Here is a 22,010-nt window from a genome sequence, read left to right as displayed (position 1 = left end):
AACTTTGGCAGCAAAATATTCAGCCATGCCCACCACCCACCCCGACCTCGACCGCATCGACCTGCGCATCCTGGGCGCCCTGCAGCGCGACGGCCGCATCAGCAACCTGAAGCTGGCCGACACCGTGTCGCTCTCGCCCACCGCCGTGCTGGCGCGCGTCCAGCGCCTCACGCGCGAGGGCTTCATCCGCGGCTACCACGCCGAACTGGACCCCGGCAAGCTCGGCCGCGGCATGGTGGTGTTCGTCGAGGTGCTGCTCGACCGCACCACACCCAACGTGTTCGACCAGTTCAAGGCCGCCGTGCAGGTGCACGACGAGATCATGGAATGCCACATGGTCGCCGGCGGCTTCGACTACCTGCTGAAGACCCGCATGGCCGACATGGCCGCCTACCGCGCCTTTGCCGGCCAGGTGCTGTGGCAGCTGCCGGGCGTGCGCGAAACGCGCACCTATGCGGTGATGGAAGAGGTGAAGAGCGGCAGCGCGCTGCCGCTGGGGTAAGCGGCGGCGCCGCCTGGATTACATGCCAAATCGCTCTGTAGCTCCCAGCCGATGAGCGCAGACAGCTATCAAACCAGAAGCAATCCGCGCATCCTGGTGGTCGGCACCAGCGGCGCCGGCAAATCGCGCCTGGCGGGCCAGTTGGCCGCCGCGCTCGGCGTGCCGCACGTGGAACTGGACGCGCTGTACTGGGGCCCCGACTGGACGCCGCGGCCGCGCGCCGACTTCGAGGCCGGCGTGCGCCAGGCCGCCGCCGCGCCGGCCTGGGTGATCGACGGCAACCACGGCAGCGCGCGCGACCTGCTGTGGCCACACGCCACGCACGTGGTGTGGCTGGACTACGGCCGCGCCACCGTCATGGCGCGCGTGCTGCGCCGCACGTTGCGCCGCGTGCTGCTGCGCCAGCCGCTGTGGGCCGGCAACCGCGAATCGCTGCGGCGCACGCTGTTCACGCGGGGCAGCATCCTGCGCTGGTCGTGGGACACCTTCGAGAAGAACCGCCGCGCCTACACCAGGTTGCGCGATGGCAATGCCTATCCGCAGCTGCAGTGGCTTGAATTCCGGCGTCCGGCCGAAGCGCGGGCATGGCTGCGGCGCATTCGAAAGCTATCACAATGATAGCTTTATGCGCTTGATACAAGGGCGCTTCGGGGCAATTTGAGCCACAAACGCTTCGACCGGGCAGCGTCCGCGCCGAACCACCATCACTGGCGCAGCCGCAACTCGTACTCGACGACGGTGAACTTGCGCACCTTCTCGCGCTCGGCCCAGGCGCGCAGCGGCAGGCCGCCGGCGACCATGGCCTGCAGCCGGCGCCGCGCCGCGCCGCTGCCGCGCGCCATGTCCGGGTCCCACACCAGCGGGCCGTCGGCCGACAGCCCGGCGATCAGCACGCTGTGCTCGAACGAGCCGCTGACCACGTGGCGCCCTTCCAGGACGGCCGCGTGCGCCAGGCGGGTGGCGGTCTTCAGGGGCAGATGGTCGTCCCAGCGCTGGCAGCTGAATTCGATGTCGACCAGCGCGCGCCGGTCGGGGTGCCAGACCTGGCGGAAGACCCAGGACCTGCCCTTCTTCGACGGCACGTTCTGGTCCCACACCAGCGGCCCGCGCTTGCCATCGAGCGCGCGTGCCGGCAGGTCCTTGTCGGGCGCGTAGTAGCCGGTCTGGATGGCGGCGTCGGCCAGTGTGGCCGGGTCCACGCCGGCGATCATGGCCAGGCAGGTGAAGTGGCAGCCCGATTCCGCCAGGTTGTTCCACTCGCGGTCTGATTTTTCGGCGCGCGCGATCTGCTGCGGCTTGTCGACCAGGAAGGTGTTGCGGTAGAAACTTTGCGCGTGGTAGCGGGGATAGAACAGGTGCATTCGGATGCTCCGGATGTTCAGGCGTCGCCGCGCCGCGCGCGCATCAGCGTGCTCTTGCCGAACAGGCTTTCCACCAGATCGACGGCCAGCTCGGCGGTGCGGTTGTGGGTGTCGTAGGCGGGGTTGATCTCGACGATGTCGAGCGAGGCCAAGAGGCCCGTGTCGGCGATCATCTCCATGCACAGCTGCGCCTCGCGGTAGGTTGGGCCGCCGCGCACGGTGGTGGCCACGCCGGGGGCGATCTCGGGGTCGAGGAAGTCCACGTCCAGGCTCACGTGCAGGTGCGTATGTTCATCCACGCCGGCCAGCGCGCGCTCCATCGCGGCACGCATGCCGTGCTCGTCGATGAAACGCATGTCGAACACCTCGATGCCGGCGGCGTGCACCAGGCGCTTCTCGCCGGCATCCACGCTGCGGATGCCGATCTGGCGCAGCTCGCTCGCACGCAGCGCCGGCCGCTGCGGCGTGAAGCCGCCGATGCCCACCAGCTCGGGCGGGCCGTCGCCGCACAGGCTGGCCACCGGCATGCCGTGGATGTTGCCGCTGGGCGTGAGCGCGACGGTGTTGAAGTCGGCGTGCGCGTCGAACCACAGCACGCGCAGCGGCCGGCCGCTGGCCTGGCAATGCCGCGCCACGGCGCTGATGGAGCCGATGGCCAGGCTGTGGTCGCCACCCAGCAGCACCGGCAGCTGGCCCGCCTGCAGGGCGTCGAACACGGCGTCGTGCACGGCGCGGTTCCATGCGGCCACCTCGGGCAGATGGCGAAAGCCGTTCACCGGCGGCAGGCAGGGGTTGGGCGGGCCGCTCAGGTTGCCGGCATCCAGCACGTCGACGCCCTGGCCGCGCAGCGCCTCCACCAGACCGGCCACGCGCAGCGCCTCGGGCCCCATGCTGGCGCCGCGCGCGCCGCCGCCGACGTCGGTGGGGGCGCCGATGAGGCAGACGGTGGCGGGTGTGGCCATGGCGGTCAGTGCAGGACAGTGGCGGGGTGCGCGGGCGATGCGGCCATCTTCGCACGGCCGGCAGCAACGGCACCCGTGCACCCATAATGGCCCGCATCCTTCACTTCACACGCCCCGCGTCCGGCACCGCCGGCAGGGCGACCACAACACATGCTGGTTCTGATTCTTGGGTTGCTGATCTTCCTGGGCATGCATTCGGTGCGCATCTTTGCCGACGACTGGCGCACGGCCACGCTGGCGCACCTGGGCGAGAAGCCGTGGAAGGGCGCGTATTCGCTGGTGTCGCTGGTCGGCTTCGTGCTCATCGTGTGGGGTTACGGGCTGGCGCGCCAGCAGCCGGTGGTGCTGTGGCAGCCGCCGGTGATGATGAAGCACCTGAACTCGCTGTTCACGCTGGCGGCCTTCACCCTGATCGTGGCCGCCTACGTGCCGCGCAACCACTTCAAGGCGAAGCTGCGCCACCCGATGGTGCTGGGCGTGAAGCTGTGGGCTTTCGGCCACCTGCTGGCCACGGCCAAGCTGGCGGATCTGGTGCTGTTCGGCGCCTTCCTGCTGTGGGCCATCCTGTGCTACCGCGCGGCGCGCAGGCGTGATCGCGCGCTGGGCACCACCGGCGCCGCCGGCGCGATGGGTGGCACGCTGGTGACGCTGGTGGTGGGCGTGGTGGCCTGGGCGGCGTTCGCGTTCTGGGCCCACGCCGCGTGGATCGGCATTGCGCCGTTCGGGCGCACGCTATAAGGCCCTGGCCCCATCCACATGGGAGTATAGGACTCCAATGCCTATCTGGCGGGCGCTGCCGGGCAGTATATTGGGGAGTATACCGGCAGCAAGCCCGCTCCCACCAAGCGCGTTGCGCACGCCCGCCGCCGGCCCACGCTCAAGCCGTGCCGCGCTGCACGAAGCCCTCGAACGCCTCGAACTCCGCCGTCGCCATATCGGCCACGGCCACGCGCGTGACACGCGCCTGCGCCGGCCCGCGCTGCGCCCAGTCGATCACGGCCTGCACCGCGTCGGCCGGGCCTTGCACCACGGCCTCCACCGGCCCGTCGCGCAGGTTGCGCACCCAGCCGCGCACGCCCAGCCGCGTGGCCTGCTCGACCATGCTGGCGCGGTAGTACACGCCCTGCACGCGGCCTTCGATGAGCAGGTGGCGGGTCAGCTCGGCGATCATCATCGGCCCATGATACGGGCCGCCTATAGTGGCCGGGTTTAACGAAGGAGGAACAGGATATGATGCTTCGCTGGTTGTGGCGCGGCTTGCTGGCGCTGATCGTGGTGGCTGCGCTGGGCGTGGCCGTGGCGCTGTGGCGCTTTGCCAATTACGCGCCGGCCGATCCGGCCATCGCGCCCGACGCGGCTGCGCAGGCGCTGTTCATCGACGACTACGCCGGCGCGCGCCAGGCCTTCCTGGCCGAGGGCGATGCGCTGGCCGCGCGCTTTCAGCGGGTCGAGCGCTTCGCCATTCCGGTGGCCAGCGCGCAGGCCAGCGGCCTGTTCGTCGACGGCCTGTACGTGCCGGCGCAGCAAAGCCCCAAGCGCCTGATCATCATGTCCTCGGGCGTGCACGGCGTGGAAGGCCCGGCGGGCAGCGCCGTCACGCGGCTGTTCATGCAGGAGTTCATGGGCGAGGCCGCGCTGGCCGACACCGGCGTGCTGCTGCTGCACGCCATCAACCCCTACGGTTTCGCGCGGCAGCGCCGCTTCACCGAGCAGAACGTGGACATGAACCGCAACGCCGCGCAGACCAACGCGCTGTACCTGACCGACAACGCCGGTTATCCGCTGGTCGACAGCCTCATCAACCCCACGCAGCCGGCCGACCTGGGCGCGGTGCAGCACCGGCTGTTCCTGCTGCGCGCGGTGGGCATGATCGGCCAGCACGGCATGGGGCCGCTGCGGCAGGCGGTGCTGCAGGGGCAGTACGCGTTTCCCAAGGGCATCTACTACGGCGGCAGCGCGCTGGCGCCGCAGTTCGAGGCGCTGGCGCCGCGCCTGCGCGCCATCATGAACGCCTACCCGGTGTCGATGAGCATCGACCTGCACACCGGCTACGGCGCGCGCGGGCACCTGCACGTGTTCCTGAACCCGCCCGACGAGCCGCGCGTGCGCCAGGGGCTGGAGACGGTGTTCCAGGGCCACCCCATCGACTGGGGCAGCGGCAAGGATTTCTACACCATCACCGGCGACGTGACCTCGTGGATGGGCTCGCTGCGCGAAGGCGGGCTGCACCTGCCGGCCGGCTTCGAATACGGCACGCTGGACAGCCAGACCACGCTGGGCGCCATCAAGTCGCTGCACATCACCGTGCTGGAGAACCAGGGCGCGCAATGGGGCTACGCCAGCGCCGACGACCAGGCCCGCATCCAGCGCGACTACCGCGAGATGTTCAACCCGTCGTCGCCCGCCTGGCGCACCAAGGTCATTGCCGACAGCCGCGCGCTGCTGGCGCGGGCGATGGCGCAGTACGCCACGGTGCAGCCCTGATTCCATTTCGAGATCGAAACGACATGAATCTCGTCATTCCGGCGAAAGCCGGAATCCAGACGACGCGCGCGCCGAGCGCATGGATCCCGGCTTTCGCCGGGATGACGATGGTTAACGTCTTGAGGTGGAAACGGAATGAGGCATCATGAAAGCGCCTGCCCGCGCCGTGCCGCTGATCAACCCCACGCGCTGCACCGGCTGCGGCTGGTGCGTGGCGGTGTGTGCGCCGCGCGTGCTGTGGCTGCGGGCCGAGGGCGGGCGCAAGACCAGTGCACTGCATGACGCGGCGGGCTGCACCGGCTGCGCGCTGTGCGCCGTGCGCTGCCCGTTCGGGGCGATCACGATGCTTCGAGTCAAAGCGCCGACTGCATCCTCGAAAATATCAATTTGATAGCTGCCTGCGCTTGCCCCACGGGCGCCAGCGGCACAAAAGGCGATAATCGGCGCATGGCCTCCGTTGCATCCTCCTCCACCCACGACACCACCCGCATCGACGGCACGCGCATCCGCGCCGTGCGCCCGCTGCTGACGCCCGCGCTGCTGCAGGAATGGCTGCCCGCGCCCGAGGCGGCGCAAGACCTGGTCGAAACCAGCCGCGCCGCCATTTCGCGCGTGCTGCACGGCGCCGACGACCGGCTGGTGGTGGTGGTGGGGCCCTGCTCGATCCACGACCACAACCAGGCGCTGGAGTACGCGCGCCGCCTGCACGCCGAGACCGCGCGGCTGCAGGACGACCTGCTGGTGGTGATGCGCGTGTACTTCGAGAAGCCGCGCACCACCGTGGGCTGGAAGGGCTACATCAACGACCCGCACATGGACGGCAGCTACGCCATCAACGAAGGGCTGCAGATGGCGCGGCGCCTGCTGCTGGAGGTGCTGGCGCTGGGCCTGCCTGTGGGCACCGAGTTTCTCGACCTGCTGAGCCCGCAGTTCATCAGCGACCTGGTGAGCTGGGGCGCGATTGGTGCCCGCACGACGGAGAGCCAGAGCCACCGCCAGCTGGCCAGCGGGCTGAGTTGCCCGGTGGGCTTCAAGAACGGCACCGGCGGCAGCGTGAAGATGGCGGCCGACGCCATCCTGGCCGCGCAGTCTCCGCACGCCTTTCTGGGCCTGACCAAGATGGGCCAGGCCGCCGTGTTCGAGACGCGCGGCAACGACGACTGCCACGTCATCCTGCGCGGCGGCAAGGCGCCCAACTATTCCGCCGCGGATGTGGACGCGGCCTGCGCGTTGCTGAAGGACGCCGGCCTGCGCGCGCAGGTGATGATCGATCTGTCGCACGCCAATTCGAGCAAGCAGCACGCGCGCCAGATCGTGGTGGCCGAAGACGTGGCCGCGCAGGTGGCGGCGGGCGACGCGCGCATCATGGGCGTGATGATCGAAAGCCACCTGCACGAAGGGCGGCAGGACATCGTGCCCGGCCAAGCGCTGAAGCCCGGCGTGTCGGTGACGGACGCGTGCATCAGCTTCGAGCAGACGGTGCCGGTGCTGGACGGGCTGGCGGCGGCGGTGCGGGCGCGGCGGGTGGCGCGCAAATAGTGGAGTATGCATCGCCAGCACTTGATGGACGGGCGCTGGCGGCTTGCATGGCAGGGAGTATCTGCCCCGGCCGGCTGGCCCACCTCAAGGGCTCGAAACGGTAGCCGCTGGCCCCGCAGTGGACAAGACCGGAGCGCAGGCAAGGGAGTATGCATTGTCGGCGCTTGATGGACGGGCGCTGGCGGCTTGCGTGACAGTGAGTATATGGCCCCAGCAGCTTTGTGGGAGCGGGCCTGCCCGCGCTAGGGCGGTTGGAAGGGCGAGGCGCCGTCATCGCGGGCAAGCCCGCTCCTACAAGAAGGCGTATCGGGGCGCCCGCCGCGACCACTCACCCCGCGCTTTCCGCCCCTTTCCAATGGCCGCAGAGCAGGCCACGCCAGTGAACGCCGCGCAAGGGCTTGGCCCGCCCGCTGGCGTTATCCCCCCTCGCGCAGCAGAGGGGGGAAGGCGCCGCAGGCGACTCAGGGGGGTGCCTCTTATTTCAACGGCACGAAGCGGTAGCCGCCGTGGCGCGTGATCTCGGTCTTGTCACCGCGGCGCACCACGCGCAGCATCTCGCCGGCGACCGGAATCACCATGGCGCCGCCGTCCTTCAATTGGTCGACCAGCGTCTGCGGCAGCGTGTCGGGCTCGGCCGAGACCAGGATGCGATCGAACGGGCCGTGCGCCGGCAAGCCCAGCACGCCGGGCGTGGCGGCCACGATGCTGGCCCAGGGCTGCTGGGTGGCGGCCAGGTTGGCGGCGCCCCAGCGTGCCAGCTCGGGCACCAGTTCGACGCCGCGCACTTCGCCGGTGGCGCCCACCAGGTGGGCCAGCAGCGCGGTGCTCCAGCCCGAGCCGCTGCCGACGTCGAGCACGCGCATGCCCGGCGCCACATCGAGCAGGCGCAGCATGTTGGCGACGGTGCGGGGTTGCGAATTGGTCTGGCCGTGGCCGATGGGCAGGGGGCCGTCGTAGCCGGCCTGATCGCGCACTTCGGGCGGCAGGAAGCCGGTGCGCGGGTGGGCGGCGAAGGCGGCCGCCACCGCATCCAGGGTGTCAGGTGTTGTCATGGCGCGGACGCCCGAAGGCGTGGAGGGTTGCGGCACGGCAGCGCCCGTCCGCGAAGCGGCTGCCGGCCCCACTGCACCGAGGGCGCCGGCAACAATGAGGCAGTGAAGCCACAGGCGACGGCCTGCGTGGCGGGTCACTGCGGGCCCGCGCGTCAGCGGCGGCGCTGGCCGCCACCACCGGTGGGGGCCGGGCCGCGGCGCTCGAGGTGGCGGAAGTTGATGCGGCCCTTGGTCAGGTCGTAGGGCGACAGCTCCAGCGTCACGCGGTCACCGGCCAGGATGCGGATGTGGTTCTTCTTCATCTTGCCGGCGGAATAAGCCACCAGCTCGTGGCCGTTGTCCAGCGTCACGCGAAAGCGCGTGTCCGGCAGCACTTCGTTGACGATGCCTTGCATCTCGATCAGTTCTTCCTTCGCCATCGTTTCTCCTGAATCCTTCAATGCTTACAAACTCTGTCTGCGTCACAGCGGGGACCGGGCTGAAAGGGCGGTCTGCGCGGCGCGCGCTGGTCGGGCACGGACCCGGCGCGGACGCTGCGAAGGCCCGGCACCGCCGCCCTTTCAGGGCTGATCGGCAAGGGCAGTGGCGGCACGGTGTGCGGCGCTGCCGGCGGGCAGGTATGAAGGGGCGCACCAGGCATAACCACAAGGCGAAAACGTGCTGTCTGCGGCACTCCCCCCGCGCCAATGGGTCGTGAGGGCAACCCTTTATTTTACCCAGCAGGGCGGTCTGGCGCCAGTGCTGGCGGCGCGGTTCGGCAACGCCTAGCAGCGCAGCTGGAACTGGCGGCTGCGCGCCTGGTGCCGGCGTTCGCTGATCCAGTCCTGCATCTGCCCGCTTTGCGGCTGGCGCGCCTGGGCGTCGAGCTGCTCGATGCGCCGGGCCAGCGCGGCGCATTCGCTGCGCCGGTCGATGCCCACCCGGGCCGCGTTGCCGCCAGGCGCCGCGGCGGCCTGCGGCGCCCGCTGCGGCCGGGCACGCGGCAGGTGGGCGGCGCCGTCGGCCAGGTTCAGGTCGCGTTGCACGCGCAACTCGCTGGCCTGGGCGCCGGGGGCGCAGTCGCCGTCGGTGAAGGTGGTGCGCCCGGCCTGCACGCAGCGGGTGACGACGGTGTCGCCCGGCACCGCGGGCGACACGCGCGCCGGCGGCAGCGCGGGCGCGGCGGGCACGGGGGCGGGCCGCGCGGCAGGGGCCGGCGGGGCGGTGGGTGCGGGCGCGGCCGCAGGCGCTGGCTCGGGCGCCGGTGCCGCTGTCAGCCGCAGCAGTTGCAGCGCCAACACGCCCAGCAGCACCAGGCCGGTCAGCCACGCGCCCAGGGGCACGCCGCGCTCCGGCGGCGGCCTGAGAAAGGAGGGAGGCGGGTCGTTCGGCATGGGTGCATGGGCCAGGCGGCGCCTCGGGGCGCCATGGCGGCAGGGTAGCCAACCCAGCCCCCGGCTGGCAAGGGCAGGCGGCGGATGAAGCCGCGGATCCGGTGCTTTCACACGCTGACAGCCACGCCGACAGCTCCCGGCCAAGCCTTGCGACTTGTAATGTGAGTATGCATTCACATCGTTACAACGCCAACATTTGCGCCCGTCATGTAACGGGCAAAGCCGGCAGACTGCGCCTTGTGTTCAACCACCGAAAGGTATTCACGCATGTCTCAACGCATTCTTCGCACCGTCCCCGCCGCCCTGCTGATGACCACGGCGCTGGCCTGGAACCTGCCGGCCGCGGCGCAGGGCACGATGGGCGCGCCGGTTGGCGCCGCCACCGGAACGGTGCAGAAAGCACCGGCACCCGCCACCCCGGCGCCAGCGGCTGACACGGCCCCGCGCGGCGGCGCGGCCTTTGGCGGCGGCAGCGCCCTGCCGGCCGACCTGACGCCCGCCATGCCGGCCAGCGCGGCCAGCGGTGCCGCCAGCGCCGGCAAACCGGCGGGCATGCCGGCGCCGCGCTCCACCCGGCCCTGAGTGCGGCCGGCCCGGGGCGATGGCCCCGAGTTGACCGCCGCCATATGAAAAAACCCGACCTGTTCAGGCCGGGTTTTTTCTTGTCTTTTTCGGCTTTAGCGCCCGTCTACATTGCGCAAACAGCTATAAAACTTGCTGCACTATCAAGAAAACTTGAAGCGCTCGCCAGGCCCTCAATCGCCCGGCTTTTCGTCCACCACCTTCGCCGCCGGGCGTTTGCGCGCGGCGGGCGCGGCCTTGGCATCGGCCGCCGCCTTGGGCAGCGGGGCGCACTGGGCGGCGGCGTGCTCGGCACGCAGGGCGCTGAGCCGGCTGGAGATGTGGTCGAGCACGTTGGGCGGCAGGGGCTGCCTGAACTCGAAGTCCAGGCGCGTGATCTCGGCCAGCAGGTAGCCGCACACGGCGGTCTGGTGGCTGGGATCGCCCACGCCCAGGCTGGTCGGGCGCGCCACCAGCACGGGCACGCTGTCGCCGGTGGAGCCGACGACGCCATTCGGGTCTTCGCCATCGGCTTGCAGGGCTTCGCTGGCGGCGCCGTCGGGGCAGGGCTGGTTGGAATAGGTCACCTGGCCGTCGACCACGCATTTGTGGATGGCCTGGCCGGTGACGGCGGGCGCCGGGGCCTCGAGCGGCGCGCTGGGCTGCGCCGGCTGCACGGTGCGCCCGACGGGCGGAGCGGCGTCGGGCTGGCGCGCGCGCGCGGCGGGCGGCGGTGGCGGCGCGGCGGGCGCCTCGGCCACGGCGCGGCGGCGCTCCACGTCATTCACCAGCCATTCGTACGCCTGGTAGGCACCCACCACGATGACCAGCACCAGCACGGCCGCCACCAACCAGCGCCACAGGCTCTGTTCGGCCTCGGGCTCGGGCGGGCGCAGCGGCTGGTCGGGGTGGTCGTGAGGATCGGGGGGCATGGCGAGAGCGGCGGGCAGGCCGCGCGGCGGATGCGGCAAGGGCGAATGATACGGGAGGCGGCCCATCCGCAGGCGGTGAAGGCTTCATGCAGAAAATTCGAGTCAAATCGGGTTTTTAGCCTTTACCGACAAGCGCAGGCAGCTATTTATTGAATAGCAAAAGATTGTTGGTAAACCTCCAAGCTGGCGGCCGTCATTGGCCCCGGCTACAGTGCCCGCAGCCATGACCGCCGCCGCGCCGCCCCTGCCTGCACCGCCCTGGCCCGCCAGCGCGCGGCTGCGCCTGCGTGAGTTTGCCGCCCACGACACGGATGACCTGGCCGACATGCACCGCGACCCGCGCGTGCGCGCGCAACTGGTGGACGACCTGCCGCTGGACGAGCCCGCCACGGCGGCGCGCTTCATCGCCGGCCTGCGGGATTTCTACCGCCGGCACGAAGGCACGGGCATCTGGTGCGCCGAGCGCGCCCTGCCGCCCGACGCGGCCACGCTGGCCGAGGCGCGCCAGGCGCATGCTGATGGCGAGATCAACGACGCGCTGCTGGCGCTGGTGGAAGCGCCGGAGTGGCGCTTCAGCGGCTGGTTCAGCCTGGTGCACGTCATCGACGACCCGGACGAGCTCGAGATCGGCGCCCGCCTGCGGCCCGACGCCTGGGGCGGCACTCTGGCGCTGGATGGTGGCGAGTGGCTGCTGCGGCGCGCCTTCGACGGCCTGGGGCGCGAGCGCGTGTTCGGCTATTGCGACCCGGCCAACCGTTCGGCCGCCCACTGCCTGCGCGTGCTGGGCTTCGAGGGCACGGGCTTGGCGCCTTACAACGGCCACCAGGCGGCGCAGTTCCGGCTCGGGCGCGACCGCTGGGCCGACTGGCACCGCCTGCCACGGCGCGACAGGCTGCGGCGAGCCGCCGCCGCGGCGTAGCCGCCAGCTCATTCCATTTCCAATTCAATGCGTCGATCACCGTCATCCCGGCGAAGGCCGCGATCCATGTTTCTCCGCGCACGCCGTCTGGATTCCGGCTTGCGCCGGAATTACGAGCTATTGCAGCTTTGATCCGGAATTGGAATCAGTCGACGCGCAGGCCAGCCGCGGTCAGGCGCACCCGCTCGGCGCCGGTTTTCAGGAACGCCTCCAGATAGGCCTTGCCGGTCTGGCGCATGCGCGCCTCGATACCGGCATCCGGCTGGCGCTGCAGACCGATTTGCGTGGTGGCCATCAGCATGCCCAGCGTGGCCAGTTGCTCGAACATGTCCTGCCGTTCGGCATGCCCCGTTTGCGCAAAGCGCGCATCGGTCGCCAGGGCCTCGCGCATGGGCGCGACCAGCGGCTTGAAGTGCTCATCGGGAAAGTTGGCGTTACGGTAACCCATGTAGCTGCCGGCCAGAAAGGCCGCCACGGCGCTGGCCACGTCGTTCGGCGGTAGGCCGAACTGCTTTTCGATCTGGCGAAAGCCATCCAGCAGCTTGCGAAACTCCGTGCGCACCTGCCCCTGCACCCCGAGCGCTGGAGCCACACACCCGACAACTACAAGCAGCGCATTCAGGAATACGCGGCGATGCCCGTGTGACAGCTTCGCCCATGAACCAAGACGAACTGCTCGTTGCGCTGTGCAAGACCCTCCTGGCGGAAACCGAGCGCCAGCCCGGCTGGTCCAAGTTGATCATGGTGGGTGAGATGGATGGTGGCAGCGCGGGCATGGCGGGGTACAGCTTTGACCTGTCGGGCCAATGGAAAGCCACCTCGCCGCGCGGCGGCGAGTCGCTGGACTTGCTGGAGCAGTTGCACGAGGCCATGACCGCCGCCAGCCCCACCGGCCGGCCGTGGCTTGCGTGCCTGCTGCGCATCGGCAGCAACGGCGAGGTGGGTGCGGATTTCGAATACGACGACGCCGAGCGCTGGGCCATCAACCCGCGCAATCTGGCGCAGCGCATCGCCGAGTTCGCCGCCATGCCGGTCTGAGTGCAAGGCCGCGCCCTGAATGCGCGGCGCCCCGCCCGCCGCATACTCCCCAATATGGTTCTCTGCAGCGCCCGCCAGTCGGGCGCTAAAGTAATATACTCCCACATATCCCTGAATTCACAGCCCGTCCACGATCATCGCGGTACGGTCCGCTGGCACAGACGTGACGGCCTGCGGTGACGACTCGGCCTGCAGCTGCGCCACCAGCCCGCGCCGCTGGCGCACCGGCACGCCACGCACCTGCTGGGCGATCCAGGCCAGCCGGTCGCGGTCCACGCTGCCTTCTTGCGCCCAGCGCGCGGCCTCGCGCTGCGGGTTGCGCAGCATGGCCGCCAGCGTGACAGCCTGGCGCGGGCTGAGGCGGCGCGCGGGCACGTCGAAGTAGTGGCGCGCAGCGGCGTCGGCGCCGCACAGCAGGCGGCCCTGCGCATCCTCGCCCCAGGGCGCCAGGTTCAGGTACAGCTGCAGGATGCGCGCCTTGCCCAGGGTTTGCTCGATCTCCACCGCGTAGAGCAGTTCGCGCAGCTTGCGCGCCAGCGTGCGCTCGTCCCCGGCCACCATCAGCTTGGCGACCTGCTGCGTGATGGTGCTGCCGCCGCGCCGGATGGCGGCGTGCTGCTGGTTGGCGTCGAGCGCGGCGAGCAGCTCGGCCAGGTCGTAGCCGGGGTGCTCGAAGAAGCGCTGGTCCTCGGCCGCCAGCACGGCGCGCGCCAGCCAGCCGCGCGCATCGTGCACGCGGTGCGGCCCGCAGGACGAGCGCGCGTGCGCCCAGCGCTCGGTGCCCAGGCCGCTGACGGCCAGGCCCTGCACGCGCGGCGTGACTTGCAGCGTGCGCGCGGGCAGTCGCAGTTCGGCATCTGCGCCGATGCGGCCGTCGATGCGCGCCACGGCCAGTTCGGGCAGGCCGGGCGCCAGCAGCGCCAGCCAGTGGCGCGCGGGGGCGTCGGGCCCCTGCAGGCGCACGTTCCAGCCGGCACCCTGGCGGCGCGCCTGCCAGCGGGCGGTGATGACGGCGTCATCACCCTGCGGGTCGTGCGCGCCCAGCAGCAGCGTGCCGCGCAGGTGCTGCACCTCATGGCGCGACAGCGCGAGCTGCACCGCCGGCACCGCCAGCCGGTGCTGCCCCACGGCGGCAGGCAGGGGCAGGGTGCAGGGCTCGCAGTGCAGGGTCAGCACCGGCTCGGGGCCTTCCTGGCCGGCGGCGATCCAGCCCAAGGTGACGGGCCCCATCGGGCTGTGCACGCGCAGGCCGTGCAGCAGCGGGCCGATGCTCGGCGTGGTGGCCAGCCACACCAGCTGCGGCACGCTGGCCCGCAGCGTGAGCGGGCCGCGCCCGATCTCGGTGGCCCAGTCGCCCGCCGCCGGCATCAGCGCGATGCGCAGCGTGGCCCACAGCGCGCCCAGCGCCAGCAGCAGGGCGACGCCGACGATGAGCAGGCCGCGCACGAAGCGGCGCAGCAGGCGCTGGAAGGATTCGGCACGGGTCATGGCGGCTCTCCTGAAACGGCGTGATGAATATGAATTTGATAGCTGATCGCGCTGGATGGACGGGCGCTGCAAGCGTTTTTTATGTGGATCCGGCGGACAGCGCCCGCGTCACCGTGACGGCGCGCCACGGCCCCTGGCTGCGGCCCAGCGCCGCCGCCCAGTACCAGGCCGAGGTGTCGGCAAAGCGCTGGCCGTGCGCGTCCTCGATCTGCTCGCACACGCGAAGCTGAACGTCGCCCTTGCGCGCGGTGAAGCAGCGCTGCACGGGCGCATCGGCGTGTTCCGCCGTTCGTTCGAGCCGCTCGCCCTCGATGCGGTAGCCGATGGCGCGGTAGCAGTCGGCCGCCGGGTGCAGCATGCGCGTGGGCACGGCCACGTCGCGCAGCACCACGATCTGGCGGCCGTCGGTCAGGCGCGCGATGGTGCCGGGAAAGCGCTCGGCAAAGCGCTGCTCCACGGCGCTCATCGCCAGCGGACGCACCGGCTGGCCTTGCCAGTGCGCGGGCAGTTCGGTGGCGGCATGGCTGGGCGCGGGGATGGCTGCGTCACTGCCAGCGCCCCACAACGCACAAGCCAGCATGGCAGCGCCGAACAGGCTCTTGCCGAGCACGCGGTGGGCGAAAGTGTTGAGCATCCAGGGCATGGTGTTCTCCAGGGTTTTCAAGAAGGCGGGCCTTGTGCGTCGGCAGTGGCGATCAGCGGTTTTCAACTGTGGGAGCGGCCTTGGCCGCGATGGGGCTGTCGCACGCCGGGTTGGCGCTCATCGCGGCCAAGGCCGCTCCCACAAGGATGTGCCGCGCGCCATCGCCCACGCCACGGCGCCACATACGGCTGCCAATGCCACCAGCCCGATGCCTTCATGCAAGGCCGGCGTGCCACGCCCCGTGGCCTCCAGCGCCACCAGCGCGGTGTTGCGCAGCACGTTGCCCAACAGCACGGCGGCGCCGACCAGCGGCAGGCGCAGCGCGAAGGCGCGGTCGCCGCGCCCGGCCCACAGCGCCACGGCGCAGGCGGTGAAGTAGCCGGCCCACGCCATCTGCACGCCCGAGCAAGGCGCATCGACGATGACCAGCAGGCCGTCGACGTTCAGGCTGCTGCCCTCGCGCAGCACGTGGAACCACGGCAGCAGCAGCCAGCGGCTGACCTCGGCGGTGAGCACGCGCAGCGGGTAGCCGGCATAGAACTGCAACGAGGCGATGAGCGGCAGCGCCAGCACCGCCAGGCCCAGCACCGGCAGGGCGGCGATGGGAAAGCGCGGCGCGGCGTGCAGCACGCCGTCGCGCACCTGCATGGCACCGCGGCGTTCGTCCGGCAGAAACGCCAGCAGGCCGCCCGCCCAGGCGACGATGGCCAGCAGGCTGCCGAGCAGCGGTGCGACGTGGCCGTGCAGCGCCGTGGCGGCCAGCGTGCCCGCCAGCGCCATTGCCAGCCACGGCAGGCGCGGTGCGCTGCGCAGCTGCCCGCGCACCGCCACCAGCAGCGCGGCCAGGGCGGCGAGCGCCAGCAGCCCCAGCGGGTCGTCCGAACCATCGGCCATGCGCGCCGCCATCCAGCGCCAGGTGGGCCACAGCGCGGCGGTCTGCAGCGCGATCCACGCGAGGGCCGGCGCGCGGTCGAGGCGCATGGCAGCGGACAGCAGGCGGGGGGAGCGGGTGAGGAAGGTGATGGACATGATCTGAGGTTTTTTTGGCCTGTAGCGCTGATCTGGCAAGCGTTGGAAGCTATTGATACTGGAGCAAAGTGGTCCGGGGACTGGCTCCCTCGCCCCTTTGGGGAGAGCGCCTGCCCCGGACTTGATCCGGGGGCTGGGGTGAGGGGCGGCGGCGTTGCAATGGATGCGCGGTCGGCCCCCACCCCAGCCCTCCCCCAGCGGGGGAGGGGGGGGAGACACCCTCACCCCAACCCTCTCCCGCAGGCGGGAGAGGGAGAAGGCACTCAGGCCGTGAACGGCTGGCGGCGCTGGCGGCGCGCAGCCTGGGCGCCCAGCACGGCCAGCACCACCAGCATCGCGGCCCAGGTTTCGGGCTCGGGCGTGCTGCTCACCGCCGCGCCCAGGGCGCTGGCCTCGCCCACGGCGAGGTTGCTCACGCCTTCGGGCAGCGGGCTGGGCTGGTTCGCCGTCGCGCCTCGTCCACCCGGGTTGCGCACCACCTTGTCGACTGCGATGAAGCTGGTGTATTGCGTCAGCAGGCTGTAGTCGAGGCCGAGCTTGGTGATGGCGGCCTTCTGCGCCTCGCCGCCGGTCAGTGCCTCTTCGTCGCTCAGCGCAGCGATGCGGTGGCGTGCCCACAGCAGGCGAAGCGCGCCGGTCCCTGGCCCGTCGGCCGCCACGTCGATGGGCAGCGTCTGCGTGTAGGGGCCGTGCGCGGCGCGGCCTTCCACGATCAGGTTCGGCGGCGTGGTGCCGGCGTGCTCGCGCCACTTGCCGAACACGATCACCGGGCGCTCGGCCAGCACGTCGGGCAGCTGCTGCGGCTCGACGTCGTACACGTCGATGCCCTCGAAGCGCGCCTTCACGCTGGTCAGCACCGGCGATTCGATCAGCTTGCGAAAGCGCTCGGCCTGCGCCTTGGCTTCGTCGGGCCGGGTGACGATGAAGGGCTCGCCCATGCCGGCGCGCGCCAGGCCTTCCATCAGGTGTCGGTTGACCGAGCTGCCGATGCCGAAGGCGAACACGTTGGCCTGGCCCAGGTGCTGGCGCACCAGCGCGAAGGCTTCGCTTTCCACCGTGACGTAGCCATCGGTCACCACGACCACGGTGCGCGCCAGCTCGGGCGCCTTGGGCTCGGCATAGACGCGGCGCAGCGCCGGCAGCAGCTCGGTCGATCCGCCGCCGCCCATCTGCTCGATGGTGCGGATGGCCGCGTTGACGTTGGCCGGCGTGGCCGGCACCGAGTGCGGCGCCAGCATGCGGTTGGAGCCCGAGAAGAGCAGCACGTTGAAGGTGTCGCTGGCCCGCAGGTTGCCCAGCAGCTGCCGCATCAGCGACTTGGCGGTGTCGAGCGGAAAGCCGTGCATGCTGCCCGAGATGTCGACCACGAACACGTAGTCGCGCGGCGTGATGGCCGCCTGCGGCACAGCCTGGGGCGGCTGCACCATGGCGAGGAAGAAGTTTTCCTTCTCGCCCCGGTGCAGCAGCACGCCGGACTGGATGGCGCTGCCGGCCAGGCGGTAGTCGAGGATGAAGTCGCGGTTGTTGGCCACGCGGCTGGCCGCTGCGGCCAGCTGCACGCTGGCGCGTTTCGATGCGGTGCCCGCGTCCATGGCCGTGTCGATGGCATGGCTGGGCGAGCGGATGTCCTGGATGCCGATCGGGCTGGCCAGGTTGACCTTCAGGTTGAACGCGCTGGGGCTGACTTCGCCCTGGCGCAGCACGGGCTGGGCAGGGAAGGCCTGGGCGTGCGCGGGCGTGCTGCCGCTGGTCGTTTCGCTGGGTGCGTTCGACGCGGTGCCCGCGTAGCGGGGGCCGACGACCGTCGGGTACACGAACTGGTAGTTGCCGTCCTGCGGCACCAGCAGCTCGTTGTAGCGCAGCTCCACCAGCACGTCGTCGCCGGGCAGGATGTTGGCGACATTCATCTGGAACACGTTGGGGCGGTGCTGCTCCAGCAGCGCGGCGGTCTTGCCTTCCTTCCTGGCCTGATCGTATTCGATGCGAGCCTGCTGCTTCTCGCGGATCTGCGCGGTGATCAGCCGGTCGGCGATGCGGACTTGAAGGCCGTTGACGGTCGCGCGCGTCGAGCCGGGGAACAGGTACTTCGCTTCGATGGGCACCGTGCCCTCGTTTTTGTAGCGCTGCGTCACCACCACATCGGCGATGACGCCGCTGATGTCGACGCGCACGTCGGTGCTTTTCAGCGGCAGCGCCTCCACGCCGGGCTGCGCGCCCTGCACGAAGAAGTAGGGGCTCTCGGCCTGGGTGCCTTCTGGCGCGTTCTGCGCGCGGGTGGGCGGCGCCAGCAGCACCAGCGCCGACAGCAGCGCATACCAGGCCATGCGCTGCGCGACCTGGCCGGCACGTTGGCCGCTGCGCAGCGTGCGCCGCAGCGGGGCCTGCAACAAGGGTGGCGCGCTGCGCAGCGCGGCGGCGGGCAACTCGCGCAGCGCGGTCAGCGCATTGGTGGATGGAAAGGCGCGCATGGTGTTCTTCCTTCTTCAAGTGGTGAGGTGGCGGGGCTGCGGCGCCGGCCCTCACATCCCGGCCGCCGCATGACCGCCACTGTGGAATCGCCACGGGAAGGCGCGATGAAGTGCGCGAGAAGAACGCACGCGCTCTGTGAAGTGCGCGTGAAATCGCCGTGAAGTGCCGCGTGGCGAACGACTTCAGGCGCTGCTGAAAGCTACAAAATCAGGAGCTGACCGCGCCGTATTTTCCAGCGTTAGAGCCCTATTCGAATCACATGTTAATCATGTACATGTTTGGTTCATGCGACTGTGAAATATGTCGTGGCAGGTATCTCACGCCGGCGCGGCACGGTGCACGGCAAGCGTGCAATTTGTCGCGCAAGCCTTTGTCACGCCTGCACACACATCGTGGGGCGATGGCACATTGGAGGCTCGTTTTTTCAACCAACGTCTGAGAGCCCGAACCAGGGCAAGGAGAAAATCAATGGGTGCCAAGAAAGTGCGCGTCGAGTTCGTCGATGGTTCCGGTCAGGGCGTGGGCGGTGTGACCGTGAAGGCCACCGGCTGTTCAGAACTGCAAACCGCCCCCACGGGCCAGGCCTTCTTCCTGGTGGACGAAGAGAACTTCGCGGTGACGGCCAACGGTGCCGAGGTCTACAAGGGCACGCTGTCGGCCCTGCCCGAGAAGATCGTGTTCAAGCAGGATGGCGGCAGCTGGAAGGCCGCCTGATCGGCACCTGCCGAATCCGCTTCGACGAACGGCCCTTTGGGGCCGTTTTTCATTGAACCTAGAAACGGCAGTTGGATGCGCCCGAGCGTGCCGTGATGGGCGCGTCAGGCAAGGCGTGAGGACGCGGCAGGCCCGTGCCTGGGAGGACGAGCAACGCCGCATGGCGCGACCAGCGCGGTGCGATCGGGTGCATAGCGCGCTCACCCAACAGGTGAACGCGACCGAAGCCGTGAAAGTCAGCATTCATGCGGGTTGCCCAAGGATAGCGAGCGGTCAACTGCCGTTTCTAGGTTTAACCGCCGGCAGGCGCAGCGTGGCCAGCGCGCCCTGCGTGGCGCGCTCGGGCACCAGCGTGGGTTCGCGCCGCGCCACGGCGTTGCGCAGCGACACGCTGCCCTGGTGCAGCACGGCGATCTCCTGCACGAAGGACAGGCCCAGGCCGGTGCTGCGTTTTTGCGAGCCGGGGCGCGCCAGCGAGAAGAACTTGTCGAACACCTTGTCTTCGGCGTAGGCGGGCAGGCCGGGGCCGTGGTCGCGCACGGCAATGTGCGCCCAACGCCCTTCGCGCGCCAGCGTGAGCACGATGTCGGGCACGTTGCCATCACCCGCGCTGGTGAAGTCGACCGCGTTGTCAAGCAGGTTGCCGATGGCGCGGCGCAGCAGGAAAGGGTCGCCCTCCACCGCCACGTCATCGGGCGCCACGACGTCGATGCGCAGCGCCGGCGCTCTGGCGCGGGCGGCGGCGGCCAGCTCGTGCAGCATCGGCGCCAGCGCCACGCGCTGCTGGTCCTGCAGCAGGCGGCGGCTTTCCAGCGCGGTCAACTCCATCATGCGGTCCACCACCTCTTGCATGCGCAGCGACTCGCGCTCGATGTTGGCGGCGAAGCGCGCGGCCTGCGCTGGGGGCAGGCTGGGTTCCTGCAACAGCTCGGCCGCTCCGCGCACGGCCGACAACGGGCTCTTCAGCTCGTGCGTGAGCTGCTGCACGTAGTCCTGCACGTAGTTGCGCCCGGCCACGGCATCGCGCACTTCCTGGTAGGCGGCGCGCGCCTGCGCCCGCAGCGCGCGCCCCGCGCGGCGCGGGCTGAAGCGGCGGCGGCCCTGCGCGTCGTGCCACAACGCGGTGCGCAGCGCGGCCAGCAGGTCGGTGGTGATGCCCAGCGGGCGAATCAGCAGAAAGGAGAGCACCAGCGCCAGCACCAGGGCCGACAGGCCGGACATCAGCCCCAAGTAGAGGATGTTGCTGCGCGCGGCCGAGACGAACTGGCCGAAGCTCTGCACCGGCTTGCCCAGGCTGACGGCGCCGACGATCTCGCCCTGCCAGCGGATCGGCGCGCCGACGTACATCACGGCGCTGTCGGCGTCCTGCGCCACGTCGCGCGTGGTGCGCGCGCCGTACTCGCCGCGCAGCGTGTTGCGCACGTCGCGCCAGCCGGCGTAGTCCTTGCCCAGGTCGCGCCCAGTCGAGTCGTAGACCACCACGCCGTGGCGGTTGGTGACATAGGCGCGCAGCTCCACGCGCGTCTTGTGCAGTTGGAAGATCTGCGCCGAGAAGCGCCGCGCGTACAGGTCGCGGAACAGCGCGCCGATGCGGTCGGTGGGCAGGGCGCCGTGCTCCACCTCCTGCTCGATCACCGTGGCCATGAGCTGCGCGGTCTCGATCAGCCCTTCTTCGGCCGACTCGCGGTAGCGCGGGTCCAGGTCGGCCAGCAACTGGTACAGCAGCGCCGCCATGCCGATCGCGTACACCGCGATCAGCGCGAGCAGGATGCGGGTGCGGCGCGACATGGGCGCGATGATAGTCAGGGCCCGGCGCGCCGCACGGGCAGGCTGGGTGCGCCCGGCAGCACGCAGCTCCACGCAACATATACTCCCCTTATAGATATCCCCCAGCGCCCGACAATAGGGCGCTGTCGATGCATACTCCCCTTCAAATGGAGAGCATGGCACCCACCGCCAGCGCCACCACAACGGCGAACATCACCACCCAGACGATCTGGCCGGCGCAGGGCCTGGCGCGCCGACCTTCAGTGTTCTTCTCGCAGCGCATAACCAACGCCTCGCAATGTCCGGATCGGGTCTTCGTCGTCGCGCACGGCGCGCAGCTTGGCGCGCAGGGTCTTGATGTGCGCATCCACCGTGCGGTCGAAGCTCTCGCCGGGATCGTCCCACACGCGCTCCAGCAGTTCGTCGCGCGTGTACACGCGGCCGGGGCGCTGCATCAGCGCGGCCAGCAGGCCGTATTCGTAGCGCGAGAGTTCCAGCGGCTGGCCGTGGTAGCGGATCAGGCGGCGCTCTTCATCGAGCAGCAGCGGCCCATGCCGAACAGACTTTTTTACTCCTGAATCAATAGCTTCCTGCGCTTGTGCAGTGGGCGCTGGAGGCGTTTTTTTATCTGAATCAGTGGCGGCAGCCCGCCCGCTGCGCCGCAGGATGGTGCGCACGCGCGCCACCAGCTCGCGCGGCGAGAAGGGCTTGGCCACGTAGTCGTCGGCGCCCAGTTCGAGCCCCACCACGCGGTCGATCTCGGCCGAGCGGGCGGTGAGGAACAGCATCGGCACCTGCCTGCCGCCCGGCAGATCCTGCAGGCGGCGGAACAGCTCGAAGCCGTTCATGTCGGGCAGGCCGACGTCGAGGATGGCCAGTGCGGGCAGGGCCGCCGTGAAGTGCTCCAGCGCCTCGCGCGCCGTGCCGCACACGCGCGGCTCGAAGCCGTCGCTGGCCAGCGCGTAGTGGATGGTGTCGGCGATGCCGGGTTCGTCTTCGACAACCAGGATGCGGGGCTTGGTCACGTGGGGGATTATCGGGATGTCCGCGGTGCGCGAGACGCTGCCGGCCCTCACCCCTGCCCTCTCCCAGAGGGAGAGGGAGCTGTCCGGACGCTGGGCTGCGCGGCCAGCCCACCCAACGGCCGCGGAGCAGGCCATGCGGGAACGCCGTGGCC

At 70.3% G+C, this 22,010-nt stretch carries 24 protein-coding genes; 10 read left to right on the top strand and 14 right to left on the bottom strand.

Features of this window, described 5'->3' with window-relative positions:
* Nucleotides 1–25 precede the first annotated feature (25 nt).
* Together ACFSCU_RS01380 and ACFSCU_RS01375 are read left to right on the top strand one after the other, a co-directional pair.
* A complete protein-coding gene (locus ACFSCU_RS01380) occupies nt 26–502 on the top strand; it encodes an Lrp/AsnC ligand binding domain-containing protein (protein WP_180550352.1) in 477 nt (158 codons plus the stop codon).
* A 51-nt stretch (nt 503–553) separates the two neighbouring features.
* A complete protein-coding gene (locus ACFSCU_RS01375) occupies nt 554–1,120 on the top strand; it encodes a P-loop NTPase family protein (protein WP_180550353.1) in 567 nt (188 codons plus the stop codon).
* Between the two features lie 86 nt (nt 1,121–1,206).
* Here ACFSCU_RS01375 and ACFSCU_RS01370 read toward each other — a convergent pair whose 3' ends face one another.
* Together ACFSCU_RS01370 and rocF are read right to left on the bottom strand one after the other, a co-directional pair.
* Nucleotides 1,207–1,863 carry a hypothetical protein gene (locus ACFSCU_RS01370; protein WP_377559632.1) on the bottom strand — a complete coding sequence of 219 codons (657 nt, stop codon included), beginning with the start codon at nt 1,861–1,863 and terminating at the stop codon, nt 1,207–1,209.
* 17 nt (nt 1,864–1,880) lie between these two features.
* Nucleotides 1,881–2,825 (bottom strand): arginase, encoded by a 945-nt coding sequence (gene rocF / locus ACFSCU_RS01365; protein ID WP_377559630.1) that lies wholly within the window; start codon nt 2,823–2,825, stop codon nt 1,881–1,883.
* A 150-nt stretch (nt 2,826–2,975) separates the two neighbouring features.
* Here rocF and ACFSCU_RS01360 point away from each other — a divergent pair, with 150 nt between their 5' ends.
* Nucleotides 2,976–3,563, top strand: a complete 588-nt coding sequence (locus ACFSCU_RS01360; RefSeq protein ID WP_180550355.1) for an NnrU family protein — start codon at nt 2,976–2,978, stop codon at nt 3,561–3,563.
* 139 nt (nt 3,564–3,702) lie between these two features.
* On the opposite strand, the gene ACFSCU_RS01355 is transcribed toward ACFSCU_RS01360, so the two are convergent.
* Nucleotides 3,703–3,999, bottom strand: a complete 297-nt coding sequence (locus ACFSCU_RS01355; protein WP_377559627.1) for an acylphosphatase — start codon at nt 3,997–3,999, stop codon at nt 3,703–3,705.
* Nucleotides 4,000–4,055: 56 nt separating this feature from the next.
* Between ACFSCU_RS01355 and ACFSCU_RS01350 the strand changes: the two genes are divergently transcribed.
* From ACFSCU_RS01350 to ACFSCU_RS01340, 3 genes are all read left to right on the top strand, one after another.
* On the top strand, nt 4,056–5,309 hold the full coding sequence (locus ACFSCU_RS01350) for a M14 family metallopeptidase (RefSeq protein ID WP_180550356.1): 1,254 nt from the start codon (nt 4,056–4,058) through the stop codon (nt 5,307–5,309).
* A gap of 145 nt (nt 5,310–5,454) precedes the next feature.
* Nucleotides 5,455–5,700 carry an ATP-binding protein gene (locus ACFSCU_RS01345; protein ID WP_180550357.1) on the top strand — a complete coding sequence of 82 codons (246 nt, stop codon included), beginning with the start codon at nt 5,455–5,457 and terminating at the stop codon, nt 5,698–5,700.
* A 56-nt stretch (nt 5,701–5,756) separates the two neighbouring features.
* Nucleotides 5,757–6,848, top strand: a complete 1,092-nt coding sequence (locus tag ACFSCU_RS01340) for a 3-deoxy-7-phosphoheptulonate synthase (RefSeq protein WP_180550358.1) — start codon at nt 5,757–5,759, stop codon at nt 6,846–6,848.
* A gap of 476 nt (nt 6,849–7,324) precedes the next feature.
* Here ACFSCU_RS01340 and ACFSCU_RS01335 read toward each other — a convergent pair whose 3' ends face one another.
* From ACFSCU_RS01335 to ACFSCU_RS01325, 3 genes are all read right to left on the bottom strand, one after another.
* A complete protein-coding gene (locus tag ACFSCU_RS01335; RefSeq protein ID WP_377559624.1) occupies nt 7,325–7,900 on the bottom strand; it encodes a protein-L-isoaspartate O-methyltransferase family protein in 576 nt (191 codons plus the stop codon).
* A gap of 152 nt (nt 7,901–8,052) precedes the next feature.
* Complete coding sequence (infA, locus tag ACFSCU_RS01330) at nt 8,053–8,319, bottom strand: translation initiation factor IF-1 (RefSeq protein ID WP_180550359.1); 267 nt, start codon at nt 8,317–8,319, stop codon at nt 8,053–8,055.
* Nucleotides 8,320–8,664: 345 nt separating this feature from the next.
* Nucleotides 8,665–9,273 carry a hypothetical protein gene (locus ACFSCU_RS01325; RefSeq protein WP_180550360.1) on the bottom strand — a complete coding sequence of 203 codons (609 nt, stop codon included), beginning with the start codon at nt 9,271–9,273 and terminating at the stop codon, nt 8,665–8,667.
* Nucleotides 9,274–9,540: 267 nt separating this feature from the next.
* Between ACFSCU_RS01325 and ACFSCU_RS01320 the strand changes: the two genes are divergently transcribed.
* Nucleotides 9,541–9,855: a hypothetical protein gene (locus ACFSCU_RS01320; RefSeq protein ID WP_377559622.1), complete on the top strand. Its 315-nt coding sequence runs from the start codon at nt 9,541–9,543 to the stop codon at nt 9,853–9,855.
* Between the two features lie 173 nt (nt 9,856–10,028).
* Here the strand turns inward: ACFSCU_RS01320 and ACFSCU_RS01315 are convergent, their stop codons facing one another.
* Complete coding sequence (locus ACFSCU_RS01315) at nt 10,029–10,766, bottom strand: DUF4124 domain-containing protein (protein ID WP_377559620.1); 738 nt, start codon at nt 10,764–10,766, stop codon at nt 10,029–10,031.
* Nucleotides 10,767–10,989: 223 nt separating this feature from the next.
* On the opposite strand from ACFSCU_RS01315, the gene ACFSCU_RS01310 reads away from it, so the two are divergent.
* Entirely contained in the window at nt 10,990–11,685 is a 696-nt protein-coding gene (locus ACFSCU_RS01310; protein WP_377559618.1) for a GNAT family N-acetyltransferase, read from the top strand.
* Nucleotides 11,686–11,830: 145 nt separating this feature from the next.
* Here the strand turns inward: ACFSCU_RS01310 and ACFSCU_RS01305 are convergent, their stop codons facing one another.
* On the bottom strand, nt 11,831–12,277 hold the full coding sequence (locus tag ACFSCU_RS01305) for a DUF6683 family protein (RefSeq protein WP_377559616.1): 447 nt from the start codon (nt 12,275–12,277) through the stop codon (nt 11,831–11,833).
* 65 nt (nt 12,278–12,342) lie between these two features.
* Here ACFSCU_RS01305 and ACFSCU_RS01300 point away from each other — a divergent pair, with 65 nt between their 5' ends.
* Nucleotides 12,343–12,723 (top strand): hypothetical protein, encoded by a 381-nt coding sequence (locus ACFSCU_RS01300; RefSeq protein ID WP_180550364.1) that lies wholly within the window; start codon nt 12,343–12,345, stop codon nt 12,721–12,723.
* Between the two features lie 117 nt (nt 12,724–12,840).
* On the opposite strand, the gene ACFSCU_RS01295 is transcribed toward ACFSCU_RS01300, so the two are convergent.
* The 4 genes from ACFSCU_RS01295 to ACFSCU_RS01280 all read right to left on the bottom strand — a co-directional run bounded on the left by ACFSCU_RS01295 (nt 12,841) and on the right by ACFSCU_RS01280 (nt 18,207).
* Nucleotides 12,841–14,211 carry a biosynthetic peptidoglycan transglycosylase gene (locus tag ACFSCU_RS01295; RefSeq protein ID WP_377559613.1) on the bottom strand — a complete coding sequence of 457 codons (1,371 nt, stop codon included), beginning with the start codon at nt 14,209–14,211 and terminating at the stop codon, nt 12,841–12,843.
* 79 nt (nt 14,212–14,290) lie between these two features.
* Entirely contained in the window at nt 14,291–14,854 is a 564-nt protein-coding gene (locus tag ACFSCU_RS01290) for a hypothetical protein (protein ID WP_180551761.1), read from the bottom strand.
* A gap of 117 nt (nt 14,855–14,971) precedes the next feature.
* A complete protein-coding gene (gene xrtQ, locus ACFSCU_RS01285; protein ID WP_377559610.1) occupies nt 14,972–15,883 on the bottom strand; it encodes an exosortase Q in 912 nt (303 codons plus the stop codon).
* Between the two features lie 263 nt (nt 15,884–16,146).
* Nucleotides 16,147–18,207, bottom strand: a complete 2,061-nt coding sequence (locus ACFSCU_RS01280; RefSeq protein WP_377559745.1) for a VIT and vWA domain-containing protein — start codon at nt 18,205–18,207, stop codon at nt 16,147–16,149.
* 613 nt (nt 18,208–18,820) lie between these two features.
* Here ACFSCU_RS01280 and ACFSCU_RS01275 point away from each other — a divergent pair.
* On the top strand, nt 18,821–19,066 hold the full coding sequence (locus ACFSCU_RS01275) for a hypothetical protein (RefSeq protein ID WP_180550366.1): 246 nt from the start codon (nt 18,821–18,823) through the stop codon (nt 19,064–19,066).
* A 273-nt stretch (nt 19,067–19,339) separates the two neighbouring features.
* Here ACFSCU_RS01275 and creC read toward each other — a convergent pair whose 3' ends face one another.
* Nucleotides 19,340–20,854: a two-component system sensor histidine kinase CreC gene (gene creC / locus ACFSCU_RS01270; RefSeq protein WP_377559608.1), complete on the bottom strand. Its 1,515-nt coding sequence runs from the start codon at nt 20,852–20,854 to the stop codon at nt 19,340–19,342.
* Between the two features lie 239 nt (nt 20,855–21,093).
* Nucleotides 21,094–21,858, bottom strand: coding sequence for a two-component system response regulator CreB (gene creB, locus ACFSCU_RS01265; protein WP_377559606.1), 765 nt, complete (start codon nt 21,856–21,858; stop codon nt 21,094–21,096).
* Nucleotides 21,859–22,010 lie beyond the last annotated feature (152 nt).

Source organism: Ottowia beijingensis, assembly GCF_042680925.1.
Classification (GTDB): domain Bacteria; phylum Pseudomonadota; class Gammaproteobacteria; order Burkholderiales; family Burkholderiaceae_C; genus Ottowia; species Ottowia beijingensis.
This window is presented reverse-complemented; position numbering and strand designations above follow the sequence as displayed.